This is a genomic window from Pseudomonas sp. ok272, from assembly GCF_900109995.1.
Classification (GTDB): domain Bacteria; phylum Pseudomonadota; class Gammaproteobacteria; order Pseudomonadales; family Pseudomonadaceae; genus Aquipseudomonas.
Window position 1 is genome coordinate 218,541 of record NZ_FOCB01000009.1, and the last position, 12,396, is coordinate 230,936.

Consider the following 12,396-nt stretch of genomic DNA (forward strand, 5'->3'; position numbering starts at 1 on the left):
CACCCAGGCGCCATCGTCGTCGAAGGCGCCTGGGTGAGTCGTCAGTCCCTCAGCAGCCCGGGCCAGGACTCGTCGTCGACATCGATCAGGCCGGAATCTGCCTTGTTTTCTTCGATGTTGTAGCGAATGTATTGATTGTTGGTCAGGAACACATAGTAGTAGCTGTCGGCAAAGGTACGGTCATTTTGCACGGCGGTAATGATCCGGTCTTTATAAGGGCTCAGTCCGGGCCAGGTGTGTGAGTTGATAGTTTCGACTTTGAAGTTGTTCCAAGGAGGCTCAAATTGAATGGAGCGTCCGTCGTTCATAAGGAAGCGGAATAAATAAGGATAGCCTGATACTTTCCACCAAGTTCCGGCAATGATTCGATCGAAGTAAGGAAGTAACGGTGCCCAAAAAGTCGTTGCCAGGGGGTACATGCCAGCCACGTTATCCTTATCTTGATCGTACTTGCAGACCATGGGTGTGCCGTTGTCTTTGTAAAATAGCCAAAGGAAATCGTCGTCGATACCTTTAACGTGATCACCCATGATTCCATTGGAGCTGAAGCCAAAACGCAGGTGCTTGACGTGGGGGTGAAACGCGCCCCAGTTGCTTTCTTTTACGTCGCTGGGGTAGTCGTCGGGGACTTGGTTGTCGCCGATGTTGAAGCGGGTGTAAGTATTGCTGTCTTTAAAGAAGAAATAGCAGCGGTCTTTTCCGGATCGCCAATCCACGGCGACGACGTTTTCAAGTTTAGGCATGGCCTGATTCCTTTCAGGTGGATGGTTAAGTTAGTGAGTTGGGTATTGCACGCCAAGGCTATCGTGTTGCCCGGCATTTTAACTGCACTATTTGATAGGCGAATGTTTCGATGGTTAATCGTTGCCAGTACCAATAGGGCGGAGAAGAGGCGCCGGGGAAGGTGTTGCAAACGCTTGCTGTTCGTCTGCGGTGGTCCTTGCCATAATTGCGCCTTAATCCCCCCCTGCTGCAATCACGTCTTTGCCCATGGAGTTCGCCCATGCACGTACTGGTTTGTGAAGATGATGAGTTGATCGCCAGTGGCATTGTTGCCGGCCTCACGGCCCAGGGTCTGACCGTGGAGCATGTGGCGACGGCCTCGGCGGCACGGGCGATGCTCAAGGTGGCGGAATTCGACGTGATGGTGCTCGACCTGGGACTTCCCGATGAAGACGGTCTGAAGCTGCTGACCCAGTTGCGTCGTCAGGGCCTGGAGATCCCGGTGCTGATCCTCACCGCCCGCGATTCGGTCACCGACCGGGTCGATGGCCTGCAAGCCGGGGCGGACGACTACCTGCTCAAACCCTTCGACCTGCGCGAACTGGCTGCGCGCCTGCATACCTTGCTGCGCCGCGTCGCGGGGCGCAGCGTCAACCTGATCGAGCACGGCGCCCTGACCTACGACCCCAGCACCCGCGAAACCCTGCTCGCCGGGCAACCCGTCGACCTGTCGCGCCGCGAGCAATCGTTGCTGCAAGCCTTGTTGCACAACCGTGGCCGGGTGCTGTCCACCGAGCAACTCAAGGACAGCGTCTACGGCTTCAACGATGAGTTGGAAAGCAACGCCCTCAACGTGCACATCCACCACCTGCGCCGCAAGCTGGGCAACGGCATCGTCGAGACGGTGCGCGGCCTGGGCTATCGCCTGGGGCCGGCCGATGATGGAGAACAATCGAAGTGATGAGTCTGCGTTTGCGCCTGACCCTGACCCTGGGCGCCGCCTTTGCACTGATTTGGGCGCTGGCCGCGGCCTGGATGCTCAGCGATCTGCGTAACCAGATGATGTTTTCCCTCGACCAGCGTCTGGTCGCGTCGGCCCGTATGGTCGCCGGGCTGCTGGAGCAACTGCCGCCGCTGGCGAGCAAAGGCGAGGGCACCCACTTGAGTGCCGAGCAATTGAATATTCCCGGGGGGATGGCGTGCCAGGTCAGCTCCCTGCGCGGGGAAATCCTCGCCCGTAGCCACTCCACCCCCGAACAGACCCTGGAGGCGGAAAAAATCGGCTTCCACGACCAGATGATCGACGGCGCGGTTTGGCGCAGCTTCACCCTGGCCCGAGGCGATTTGCGCATCACCACCGCCGACCGCCAGGTCGAGCGCGAGGCGTTGAACATGTCGATCTTGCTGGCCGCTTCGGTGCCGGTCGGCGTGGCCTTGCTCGTTTGCCTGTGCCTGCTGTGGCTGGGCATTGGCCAGGGCCTGGCGCCGCTCAATCGGATGCGCGATGCCTTGAAGCGGCGCAGCGCCGATTCCCTTGAGCCGTTGCAGATCCCGCCGGTACCCCGTGAGCTGCAACCGCTGCTGGACACCCAGAACCAACTGTTGCAGCGCATCGGCAAGGCCATCGAGCGCGAGCGGCGGCTGACTGGCGACGCGGCCCACGAACTGCGCAGCCCGCTGACCGCGATCAAGACCCACTTGCAGGTGGCACGCATGACCGAGGGCGCGGCCCGCGATCAATCCCTGGCCCGCGCCGAGGAGGGGGCCGACCGCATGCACCGGACCCTTGAGCAATTGCTGTTGCTGGCGCGTGTGGAGGGCAGCCTGTCGTTCGACGATGGCGTGCAGTGCAACGCCGAACAGGTGGCGCGCCTGGCCATCCAGGACGCCGCCAACGGTGACCCGACGCGGATCAAACTGCATTTGCCGGACAGCTATTCGCACGCCCCGGTCCACATGCCGGCGGTACTGTCGATTGCCGCCCTGCGCAACCTGCTGGACAACGCCTTGCGCCACACCCCGGCCGATACGCCGGTGGAGCTGAGCCTGGAAACCTCTGGCAATCACGTACGCTTCCTGGTGCGTGACCATGGCCCGGGCATCCCGGACGACGATCTGCAACACCTGACCCAACGCTTCTGGCGCAACGGCACCAGCAATGGCTGTGGCCTGGGCCTGGCGATTGTCCATGCGATCGTCCAGCGCTGCGGTTGCGGGCTGCACTTCGACAGCCGCCCCGATGGCTTGCGGGTCGAACTGACCATGCCCCTGCAACCCGCCTGACTCGCCTACCTCTCAATTCCCTGTGGGAGCGAGCCTGCTCGCGAAGGCGTAGTGTCAGTCAACGTATCGGGCGACTGATCCACGGCATTCGCGAGCAGGCTCGCTCCCACAAGGGGGCGGTGCCGGGCCCAGATCGTGTGCTCGCTGAAGCCCTCTGTGGGAGCAACTGTCTTAGCCATGCCGCTCGTCACCGCCATCGCGAGCAAGAATCTGGGTTGAGCCCGAGCGAGGCTTGCCCGCGAAGAGACCGGTCCATCCAACATCAATGTCGTCAGGTTTACCGCCTTCGCGGGCAAGCCTCGCTCCTACAAGGAATTGAGCTGCTCCCTGGATGTGTGTTCGCCGAGGACCAGGGTGGGAGCGGGCTTGCTCGCGAAGACAGCCTGCCAGTCGACTCATCTTTAGCGGTTGTCCTCAACCCACTGTGGGAGCAACTGTCTTAGCCATGTCGCTCGTCACCGCCATTGCGAGCAAGAATCTGGGTTGAGCCCGTAGGAGCGAGGCTCGCCCGCGAACCGGCCAGTCCATCCAACATCAATGTCGTCAGGTTTACCGCCTTCGCGGGCAAGCCTCGCTCCACATGGGTGATGGTGGTTTGGTTATTGGCTGAACATCTCCCGGGCCCGCTGTTCGATCTGCGCTTGGGTCAGGTCTTCCTTGTGGGTGGCCAGGAACCACAGATGGCCGAAGGGATCTTTCAAGGTGCCCGAACGGTCGCCGTAGAACTGATCCTTGACCGCAGACACCACGATGCCCCCCGCCTTGATGGCCTGGGCGAAGCGCTTGTCCACATCGTCGACATACAGATGCAAGCCGACAGAAGGCGATGTGTCGGGGTTGCTCAGCGGACCTTCATCGCAGGGCGTGCCAAGCATGATGGCGAAGCCGTCGATCCGTAGCTCCGCATGGCCGACGCTGCCGTCGGGCATCGCCAGGCGCATGGTTTCGATGGCGCCGAAGGCGTTCTTGTAGAACTCGATGGCCTCGGCGGCCTTGTGGATGCCCAAGTAGGGGGTAATGCCGTTGAAGCCCTCTGGGATGGGTTTGACGCTCATGACGGTTCTCCCTGATTGCCGGTTGAGGAGGGGTGCAAATCCTTCGCCGATTTGCGGTCGATTCACTATAGGCCGGTGGCTTGAGTACCTCGTGATAGCCGACGAACTGCACCGTCTCAGTCGGGCATGTGTGCGCTATGGGCTCCCGGCTCCAGTAACTGCGCGCCCGGGCCCTGTTCCGCCAGCGCATCCCCGTGGTTGCGCAGCGGGCACGCCTCCATCGACAAGCAGCCGCAACCGATGCAGCCATTAAGCTTGTCGCGCAGCAAGGTCAATTGCTTGATGCGTTCGTCGAGGTCGTTGCTCCACTGTGCCGACAGTTGTTTCCAGTCGGCTGCCGTGGGCGCGCGATGGTCGGGCAGGGACTTGAGCGCCTGGCCGATTTCCGCCAGTGGGATCCCCAGGCGTTGGGCGACCTTGATCAGTGCTACCCGGCGCAGCACTTCCCGGGGATAGCGCCGCTGATTGCCTGGGTTGCGGTTGCTCTTGATCAACCCCTTGGACTCATAGAAGTGCAGGGCGGTAACCGCGACGCCGCTGCGTGCGGCCAATTGGCCGACGGTGAGTTCTTTGTGCAGGTGCTGGCTGCTAATCATGTGTATTTACCGCTTGACCTTGACTTAACTAGAGGTTTTATCCTGCCAGCCATTGATTCGCAAGACGCGACTTACACGCCAGGGGGAATCCTCATGCAACCGCAAGAGAACAATCGCAGTTTCACCCAACTGATCGAGTTCGACATCGAGCCCCATCAGCAGCAGGGCCTGGTGAGTGCGCTGGCGGCGCAAACCGAGCACCTGGCCCAGCATCACGCCGGCTTTCTCAGCGCCAGCGTGCAGGCCAGCGATGACGGGCGGCGCGTGCTCAATTACCTGCAATGGCAATCACGGGAGGCGGGCGAGGCGGCATTCCAGCGTTTCGAGAGCGGTGAGCAGGACTTTTGGCAGTTGATCCGTGCACATCAGGCCAAGGGCGTTACCTTCGGCTCGTTCCAAGTGCTGCGCAGCATCGAGCGCAGTGCCGACAATGCCTTGCACTGCAGCCTGGTGAATTGAGCAAAAGTCGATAACGACGAGCGAGCGCGAGGGTTCTCGCCACTGACGGCGCCTGCTCAGTTGGAGCATCGCCTCGCCGTGGGTGGCCCTCTCGGATCCGATGCGGCACCCGCGCTTTAGCGGACTGGCGCTTCAACCGGGTGTCCGATGCCTGTTAAGCTCAACTTCAGGAGCGTTCCTACGCACTTTTAAATGAAGTTGTGCTTCTTTAACTGCATCCGATCGGGTATTGCTGAACGCCTGCTACCGTGCGCCATCTACCGTTGGCGCCGTACGGCGACTCCATTCAATACAGCTGATCCCGGAACATGCTCTGCGAGTCTTTTATGAATAAGCGTCCTTTATATTTTGATTACGCCGCTACCACGCCGGTGGATGAGCGGGTCATCCAGGTGATGGTTGATTGCCTGGGGTTCAACGGCAACTTCGGCAACCCGGCCTCCAGCTCCCACGCGTTTGGCCAGCAGGCCCGGTGCTCGGTCGAGCAGGCACGTGAGCAAGTCGCTGGCCTGGTGGGCGCGCAAGCCCAGCAGATCGTCTGGACCTCCGGCGCCACTGAATCCAACAACCTCGCGCTCAAAGGCGTGGCCCAGGCCCGCAGCGTGTCTGGCGGGCATATCATCACCAGCCAAATCGAGCACAAGGCCATTCTCGATACGGCAAAGCAACTGCAGGGGAGCGGGGTCGATGTCACCTACCTGCTGCCGGACGCCGATGGCGTGATCACGGTGCAGGCCGTCAATGAGGCGTTGCGCGAGGACACCTTCCTGGTGTCGCTGATGCTGGTCAACAACGAACTGGGCACGGTCAACGACATCCCGGCCATCGGCCAGCGGGTGCGTGAGCACGGTGCGCTGTTCCATGTCGACGCCGCACAAGGCGCCGGCAAAGTGGCGATTGACCTGGCCCAGTGGCCGGTGGACTTGATGTCGTTTTCTGCGCACAAGGTCTATGGGCCCAAAGGCATCGGTGCACTCTACGTTGGCCCGCGTGCCCAGCAGCGCTTACAGGCGCAGATCCATGGTGGCGGGCACGAGGGTGGTTTGCGTTCCGGCACACTGGCGACCCATCAGATCGCTGGCATGGGCGCCGCTTTCGCGTTGGCCACCGAGCATTTTGCCGAAGAACACCAGGCCATCTCGCGGCTGCGCGCGCGCTTGCTTGAGCAGCTTGGCAGTATCGCCGGCCTGCAACTCAACGGCAGCCCGACCCAGCGCATCCCTCATACCTTGAGCCTGACGTTCAATGACGGCGAGTTCAATTCCCAGGCCTTGAGCGCGTCAATTGCATTCTCGGCGACCTCGGCATGTAACTCCGCCAGCAACGCGCCTTCCCATGTGCTGCTGGCCCTGGGGCATGACGCACGGGCGGCGGGGCGGACCATCCGCCTGAGCCTGGGGCGCTTCACCACCGAGCCGGATATCGACCAGGCCGCTCATTTGATCAAGGCAGCAATCGCCACTGCACCGGCGTTCTGGGCGACCGCCCAACCCTGATGCGCCGACCATAAGTCAGCGCGCTATAACACAATCAAAGTGGTTAGCAGGAGACATGATGAGCACACAGCCTTTGACCCAAGGAACGGTTCCCCAGCGCCTGGCGCAAACCCGTGAGCTGATGACGCGGGAGGGCATCCACGCGTTGCTCGTGCCGTCGGCTGACCCGCACTTGTCGGAATACCTGCCGGGTTATTGGCAGGGGCGCCAGTGGTTGTCGGGCTTTCATGGCTCGGTTGGCACATTGATCGTGACCCAGGATTTCGCCGGGGTCTGGGCCGATAGCCGCTATTGGGAACAGGCGACCAAGGAACTCAAGGGCAGTGGCATCGAGTTGGTCAAGCTGCAACCAGGCCAGCCAGGGCCGTTGGAGTGGCTGGCCGAGCAAACCCCTGAAGGGGGTGTTGTTGCGGTGGATGGTGCGGTGATGGCGCTGGCCTCGGCACGCTCCTTGGGCAGCAAGCTGACCGAGCGGGGCGCTCGCCTGCGCACCGACATCGATCTGTTGAGTGAAGTCTGGAGCGACCGGCCGAGCCTGCCGATGCAGCCGATCTACCCGCACTTGCCACCGCAGGCCACCGTTAGCCGTGGCGAAAAGCTCGCGACGTTGCGCGAAGCCCTGAGCGGGCGTAGTGCCGACTGGCACTTCATGGCCACCCTCGACGACATCGCCTGGCTGTTCAACCTGCGGGGCGGCGATGTGTCGTTCAACCCGGTATTCGTTTCCTTTGCCCTGATCGGCCAGCAGCAGGCCACCCTGTTCGTTGCCCTGAGCAAGGTGGATACGGCACTGCGTGCGGCGCTTGAACACGATGGCGTGACCCTGCGCGACTACAGCGAAGTGGTGCAGGCCCTGGCCGCGATACCCGAGGGTGCCAGCCTACAGGTCGACCCTGCGCGGGTGACCGTGGGTTTGCTGGACAACCTCAATAGCGGCGTCAGGCTGATAGAAGGGTTGAATCCGACCACCCTGGCCAAGTCGCAGAAAAGCCTGGCCGATGCCGAGCATATTCGTCTGGCCATGGAGCAGGACGGTGCTGCGCTCTGCGAGTTCTTCACCTGGCTCGACAGCGCACTGGGGCGCGAGCGCATCACCGAATTGACCATCGACGAGCACCTGACGGCTGCGCGTACGCGGCGGCCGGGCTATGTGTCGCTGAGCTTCAATACCATCGCGGCCTACAACGCCAACGGCGCGATGCCGCACTATCACGCGACGCCCGAAGAGCATGCGGTGATCGAGGGTGATGGCCTGTTGTTGATCGACTCCGGCGGCCAGTACCTAGGTGGCACGACTGACATTACCCGGATGGTGCCAGTCGGCACGCCGACGGCTGAGCAGAAACGCGATTGCACCCGGGTGCTCAAGGGCGTGATTGCCTTGTCCCGGGCGCAGTTCCCACGGGGCATTCTGTCGCCGCTGCTCGACGCCATCGCGCGCGCACCGATCTGGGCCGACCAGGTTGACTACGGTCATGGCACCGGGCACGGCGTGGGTTACTTCCTCAATGTGCACGAAGGCCCACAGGTCATCGCCTATCAAGCGGCGCCCGCGCCACAAACCGCGATGCAACCGGGGATGATCACCTCGATCGAACCGGGCACCTATCGTCCAGGCCGCTGGGGGGTGCGGATCGAGAACCTGGTGTTGAACTGCGTGGCGGGTAGCAGTGAGTTCGGTGAGTTTCTCAAATTCGAAACCCTGACCCTGTGCCCGATCGATACACGTTGCCTGGATGTGTCGTTGCTGAGCGAGGACGAGCGCCAGTGGTTCAATGGCTATCACGCCGAAGTTCGCCGACGACTGAGCCCATTGCTGGACGGTGCCGCCTTGGCGTGGCTGACTGCTCGTACAGCCGCGATCTGAGTCCGGATTGCGCCGCCCGTTGTGGCGGGCGGCGCATTGCCCTTAGCTCAGGGCCTCTCGAACAAACTCCAGGCGGTCCTGACCAAAGAACAACTGGCCATCGACGAACATGCTCGGTGCGCCAAACACCCCTCGCTTGATCGCGTGCTCGGTCGTGTCCTTGAGTGCGGCTTTCACCTGCTCGTCCGCCGTCAGGGCCAGCACCTGATGGGGATCAAAACCGTGCTCGCTCAACACCGCGGCAACGGTCGCCGGATCGTTCAGGTTGCGCCCGTCTACCCACATCGCCCGGAACAAGCAGTCGATAAAGTCGAGGAAACGTTCGGGCTGGCGCCGTTGAATACCCGTGACGGCGCGCATCAGCAGCAAGGTATTGATGGGGAAGTGCGGATTGAGCTTGAACGGTACGCCATAGCGTTTGGCGTAGCGCTCCAGGTCGAGGAACATGTAGCGGCCCTTGGCTGGGATCGCTGCCGGCGAGGCGTTGCCGGTGGCCTTGAATACACCGCCCAGCAGCATCGGGTGGTAGATCAGTTGGCTGCCACTGCGCTCGCAGATCGCCGGCAGTTGGGTGTAGGCCAGGTAAGTTGCCGGGCTGCCGAGGTCAAAGTAAAACTCTACGTTCTTGCTCATGGTCGATGGACTCTGATTATTGTTGTAGGGGCAGGCTTACCAGCGTTCATTCCAGGGGCGCAGGTCCAGTTCAAACGTCCACGCGTCGCGGGGCTGACGGTGCAGGTACCAGTAGTTTTCAGCGATGTGCTCGGGGTTGAGAATGCCGTCTTGATCCTTGAGGGCGTACTTTTCCGGGAAGCTGTTACGGATAAAGTCGGTGTCGATGGCCCCGTCGACGACCACATGGGCGACGTGAATGTTCATTGGGCCCAGTTCGCGAGCCATGCTTTGGGCCAGGGCGCGGATGCCATGCTTGGCGCCGGCAAACGCAGCAAAACCTGCGGCGCCGCGCAGGCCGGCGGTGGCGCCGGTAAACAGGATGGTGCCCCGTTGGCGGGTAGCCATGCGCTTGGCCACTTCTCGGCCATTGAGAAACCCGGAGAAGCAGGCCATTTCCCAGATCTTGAAGTACTTGCGGGCGGTTTCTTCGAGAATGCTGCAGGGCACATTGGCGCCGATATTAAAGACGAAGGCTTCAATCGGGCCGATATGGGTTTCGATCCGCTCGACCAGGGCAACGACATCCTCTTCCTTGCGCGCATCACAGGCAAAGCCATGGGCTTCACCGCCCGTGGCCTTGATGGCCTCCACCAGGGGTTGCAGTTTGTCGGCGCTGCGGCGGGTGACGCACGCGACATAACCCTCCTGGGCGAAGCGCTTGGCAATGGCGCCGCCGGTGGCATCACCGGCACCGACAACCAGTACGACTTTCTTGTTGTTGATAGCAGTAGTCATCGTTATCGCTCTTTGGTAAACGGTCGTTAGCTAAACGAACGTTATGCTACGATCCAGCGAACGTCAAGGCGATGAAATTTCGAGGTAGAGCGATGCGTTATTCGGCCAGTCACAAACTGGAAACCAGGGAGAAGCTGCTGGAAAGCAGTTCGGTGTCGGCCAAGGCGGCAGGTTTCTCTACGGTGGGTGTCGACGGCTTGATGAAAGCCATTGGGCTGAGTGGTGGCGCGTTCTACAGCCACTTCGCGTCGAAGGATGAGCTGTTTGCATCGATTGTCGAGCGTGAACTGCGTCAGAGTCTGGCGCGCTTGAGTGGGGAAGGGGAGTTGAGCGGGGCCAAGTTGGAGCGTTGTCTCAAGCATTACTTGAGCATGGCCCATGTCGAACACCCGGAGTCAGGCTGTGCGCTGCCGGCATTGGGGGCCGAGATTGCTCGTTCTACCGTTGATGTGCGCGAGCAAGCCGAGCGATGGATCTGCCGGCTGCACGAGAGCTGGGCGCGTATCCTGGAGAGCGAAAGTCTGGCGTGGGCGATTCTCTCGCAGTGCGTAGGCGCATTGGTGGTTGCGCGGATGCTGGTGAACACGGACCTGCAGCGTAGTGTCTTGCAATCCAGCCAGGATGAAATAGGGCGCCAGATTGCACGTCAGAAAACAACGGAGTGATGCAGACGCTACTTGCAGATCACTATCATGCTGCGGCTGGTGTAACCCGCTGGGTTCAGGCCAAAGAGGTAGTCCCCCGGCTCTTCGCCGGCGTCCCCGGACTTGGCAATGACCTTGTAACCTTTCGGGCCGCAGGCGTTGGCAGCCGTTTTGTTGCACTGATCCCAAGAGGACGAGAGGCCGGAGCAACTGATATGCAGCCCCTTTTTTCCGCGTTTGACTTCGGTTTTAGACGTCGCCGCACAACCTGCGATAGCCAGTACAGCTACAAACACCAAAAATCGCTTCATTCCCTTCCCTAATACGGTCTCGGGTCTTATGCCCGAGTCTGACAGCGTGCGCTTTCGTTGTGCTCTGTTCGATTTTCCTACTCGAAAAATCCATACCAGCCATTAAGTGGTTGCTAAACATGGCCTAATTGGCCGGCAAATACCAGACCCCTATAGGAATGTATCTCAATCGGCGGCGATCAAGGGTTTTGATTCAGGGCGCATGGTCAGGGTCGCCCCGACGGAAGCCAGAATGATGCAACAGATGGCCATCCACTGCGCAAAAGACAGGTATTCGTGGAGAAAAACCAGGCCCGATAGCGCGCCAAACGCGGGCTCGATACTCATCAGGGTACCGAAGGTACGGGCGGGCAATCGTGTGAGGGCAATCATCTCCAGGGTGTATGGCAGGGCTGTCGATAGCACGGCCACGCCAAGAGCTATGGGGATGATGGAAAAGGTCAGCAACGAAGTCCCTGCATGGGCGATCCCGAAAGGTGTGACAAAGAGCGCGGCAATCATCACGCCGAGCGCGGCGGTCTGAACACCGTTGTCGGCACCGGCCTTCTGGCCAAACAGGATATACAGCGCCCAGCAAACACCGGCCGCCAGCGCGTATCCTGCCCCCACGAGGTCAATACTCGCGCTCGCAGCATCGGTCGGTATCAGCAGGAGCAAGCCAACGATCGCCAGGCCGATCCATAGAAAGTCGATGGCCTTGCGTGATGCATATATAGCTACCGCGAGTGGGCCAGTGAACTCCAACGCAACCGCAATACCGAGTGGAACGGTCTGTAGTGACATATAGAAGAGAAGGTTCATGCCGCCCAGCGCCGCCCCGTAGACAACGACCGTGCGCAGGGACTGGGCGGTGAGCCGAGCTTTCCAGGGGCGCAACAGCAAAATCATGATCACACTGGCGAATATCAAGCGCAGGGTCGTAGTGCCTTGCGCGCCCACGACCGGGAACATGCTTTTGGCCAGGGATGCCCCGGTCTGGATTGATGCCATGGCGATTAATAGCAGGCCAACCGGGAACAGAGTCGATGCAAGGCTGCGGGGTTGGTCATTCATTGAGGGGCGTCGTCCAGGTAATAAGGAAGCAAGGTGGTGTGCATGGAGCACATCATGCTCAAGTGCAACAGCTTGAGCAATATACTGCGCAGTGTTTGTGTCGTTTTGTGTGATAGCCCTGTTTTTAGGGCGTTCCGCCGTTTTCGATAGATAAATCAAATCAATGCTTGACGGGAGATCCTGGAAGTCTATAATTCGCCCCACTTCCGGCGCAGTCGAAACGGAAAACTCCTTGGTAAACAAAGAGTTATGCAGTTTTCGGCAGCAGGTTGCTTCAGTTCATCGAAGCCTGGAAGGAGTTGTTAGGGTCGGCTGGTTTGACACTATCAACGGTTCGATCTTCTCGGTCGAAAGCGGCGAGAAAGAGGTGTTGACAGCAGCGTGTAACGCTGTAGAATTCGCCTCCCGCTGACGAGAGATTGGAAGCGCAAGTGGTTGAAGTTGCAAGGGAAACTTTGAAAGCTTCTTAAAATAACCGCTTGACAGTAACAGAGGCTGC

At 60.4% G+C, this 12,396-nt stretch carries 13 protein-coding genes; 6 read left to right on the forward strand and 7 right to left on the reverse strand.

Annotated elements, in window-relative coordinates; all coding sequences use genetic code 11:
- Positions 1-41: 41 nt before the first annotated feature.
- Positions 42-743 (reverse strand): hypothetical protein, encoded by a 702-nt coding sequence (locus BMW74_RS15220; RefSeq protein WP_093422353.1) that lies wholly within the window; start codon positions 741-743, stop codon positions 42-44.
- A 260-nt stretch (positions 744-1,003) separates the two neighbouring features.
- Between BMW74_RS15220 and BMW74_RS15225 the strand changes: the two genes are divergently transcribed.
- Together BMW74_RS15225 and BMW74_RS15230 are read left to right on the forward strand one after the other, a co-directional pair.
- Complete coding sequence (locus tag BMW74_RS15225; RefSeq protein ID WP_093422358.1) at positions 1,004-1,684, forward strand: response regulator; 681 nt, start codon at positions 1,004-1,006, stop codon at positions 1,682-1,684.
- Complete coding sequence (locus BMW74_RS15230; RefSeq protein WP_093422362.1) at positions 1,681-3,006, forward strand: ATP-binding protein; 1,326 nt, start codon at positions 1,681-1,683, stop codon at positions 3,004-3,006. Before BMW74_RS15225 ends, BMW74_RS15230 begins: the two co-directional genes overlap by 4 nt.
- A 599-nt stretch (positions 3,007-3,605) precedes the next feature.
- On the opposite strand, the gene BMW74_RS15240 is transcribed toward BMW74_RS15230, so the two are convergent.
- Together BMW74_RS15240 and soxR are read right to left on the reverse strand one after the other, a co-directional pair.
- A complete protein-coding gene (locus tag BMW74_RS15240) occupies positions 3,606-4,061 on the reverse strand; it encodes a VOC family protein (protein WP_093422371.1) in 456 nt (151 codons plus the stop codon).
- Positions 4,062-4,177: 116 nt separating this feature from the next.
- On the reverse strand, positions 4,178-4,657 hold the full coding sequence (gene soxR / locus BMW74_RS15245; protein ID WP_093422374.1) for a redox-sensitive transcriptional activator SoxR: 480 nt from the start codon (positions 4,655-4,657) through the stop codon (positions 4,178-4,180).
- Between the two features lie 93 nt (positions 4,658-4,750).
- Between soxR and BMW74_RS15250 the strand changes: the two genes are divergently transcribed.
- The 3 genes from BMW74_RS15250 (at position 4,751) to BMW74_RS15260 (ending at position 8,479) form a co-directional block, all read left to right on the forward strand.
- Positions 4,751-5,116, forward strand: coding sequence for an antibiotic biosynthesis monooxygenase (locus tag BMW74_RS15250; RefSeq protein ID WP_093422379.1), 366 nt, complete (start codon positions 4,751-4,753; stop codon positions 5,114-5,116).
- 326 nt (positions 5,117-5,442) lie between these two features.
- Positions 5,443-6,612 carry a cysteine desulfurase family protein gene (locus BMW74_RS15255; RefSeq protein WP_093422384.1) on the forward strand — a complete coding sequence of 390 codons (1,170 nt, stop codon included), beginning with the start codon at positions 5,443-5,445 and terminating at the stop codon, positions 6,610-6,612.
- Positions 6,613-6,670: 58 nt separating this feature from the next.
- Positions 6,671-8,479, forward strand: coding sequence for an aminopeptidase P family protein (locus BMW74_RS15260; RefSeq protein ID WP_093422389.1), 1,809 nt, complete (start codon positions 6,671-6,673; stop codon positions 8,477-8,479).
- Between the two features lie 42 nt (positions 8,480-8,521).
- Here BMW74_RS15260 and BMW74_RS15265 read toward each other — a convergent pair whose 3' ends face one another.
- Positions 8,522-9,112, reverse strand: a complete 591-nt coding sequence (locus BMW74_RS15265; protein ID WP_093422394.1) for a 2-hydroxychromene-2-carboxylate isomerase — start codon at positions 9,110-9,112, stop codon at positions 8,522-8,524.
- A gap of 36 nt (positions 9,113-9,148) precedes the next feature.
- Positions 9,149-9,889 (reverse strand): SDR family oxidoreductase, encoded by a 741-nt coding sequence (locus tag BMW74_RS15270; protein ID WP_093422398.1) that lies wholly within the window; start codon positions 9,887-9,889, stop codon positions 9,149-9,151.
- A 92-nt stretch (positions 9,890-9,981) separates the two neighbouring features.
- On the opposite strand from BMW74_RS15270, the gene BMW74_RS15275 reads away from it, so the two are divergent.
- Positions 9,982-10,554 carry a TetR/AcrR family transcriptional regulator gene (locus tag BMW74_RS15275; RefSeq protein ID WP_093422402.1) on the forward strand — a complete coding sequence of 191 codons (573 nt, stop codon included), beginning with the start codon at positions 9,982-9,984 and terminating at the stop codon, positions 10,552-10,554.
- A gap of 8 nt (positions 10,555-10,562) precedes the next feature.
- Here BMW74_RS15275 and BMW74_RS15280 read toward each other — a convergent pair whose 3' ends face one another.
- Both BMW74_RS15280 and rhtA read right to left on the reverse strand, forming a co-directional pair.
- Positions 10,563-10,844, reverse strand: a complete 282-nt coding sequence (locus tag BMW74_RS15280) for a hypothetical protein (protein ID WP_093422405.1) — start codon at positions 10,842-10,844, stop codon at positions 10,563-10,565.
- 165 nt (positions 10,845-11,009) lie between these two features.
- Entirely contained in the window at positions 11,010-11,897 is an 888-nt protein-coding gene (gene rhtA / locus BMW74_RS15285) for a threonine/homoserine exporter RhtA (RefSeq protein ID WP_093422409.1), read from the reverse strand.
- Positions 11,898-12,396 lie beyond the last annotated feature (499 nt).

Excerpts from the sequence above, each read along its gene's own strand:
- BMW74_RS15265 (WP_093422394.1), bottom strand. The coding sequence starts at position 9,112 with ATGAGCAAGAACGTAGAGTTTTACTTTGACCTCGGCAGCCCGGCAACT.
- BMW74_RS15225 (WP_093422358.1), top strand. The coding sequence starts at position 1,004 with ATGCACGTACTGGTTTGTGAAGATGATGAGTTGATCGCCAGTGGCATT.
- soxR (WP_093422374.1), bottom strand. The coding sequence starts at position 4,657 with ATGATTAGCAGCCAGCACCTGCACAAAGAACTCACCGTCGGCCAATTG.
- BMW74_RS15250 (WP_093422379.1), top strand. The coding sequence starts at position 4,751 with ATGCAACCGCAAGAGAACAATCGCAGTTTCACCCAACTGATCGAGTTC.
- BMW74_RS15275 (WP_093422402.1), top strand. The coding sequence starts at position 9,982 with ATGCGTTATTCGGCCAGTCACAAACTGGAAACCAGGGAGAAGCTGCTG.
- rhtA (WP_093422409.1), bottom strand. The coding sequence starts at position 11,897 with ATGAATGACCAACCCCGCAGCCTTGCATCGACTCTGTTCCCGGTTGGC.
- BMW74_RS15255 (WP_093422384.1), top strand. The coding sequence starts at position 5,443 with ATGAATAAGCGTCCTTTATATTTTGATTACGCCGCTACCACGCCGGTG.
- BMW74_RS15280 (WP_093422405.1), bottom strand. The coding sequence starts at position 10,844 with ATGAAGCGATTTTTGGTGTTTGTAGCTGTACTGGCTATCGCAGGTTGT.
- BMW74_RS15240 (WP_093422371.1), bottom strand. The coding sequence starts at position 4,061 with ATGAGCGTCAAACCCATCCCAGAGGGCTTCAACGGCATTACCCCCTAC.
- BMW74_RS15220 (WP_093422353.1), bottom strand. The coding sequence starts at position 743 with ATGCCTAAACTTGAAAACGTCGTCGCCGTGGATTGGCGATCCGGAAAA.
- BMW74_RS15260 (WP_093422389.1), top strand. The coding sequence starts at position 6,671 with ATGAGCACACAGCCTTTGACCCAAGGAACGGTTCCCCAGCGCCTGGCG.
- BMW74_RS15270 (WP_093422398.1), bottom strand. The coding sequence starts at position 9,889 with ATGACTACTGCTATCAACAACAAGAAAGTCGTACTGGTTGTCGGTGCC.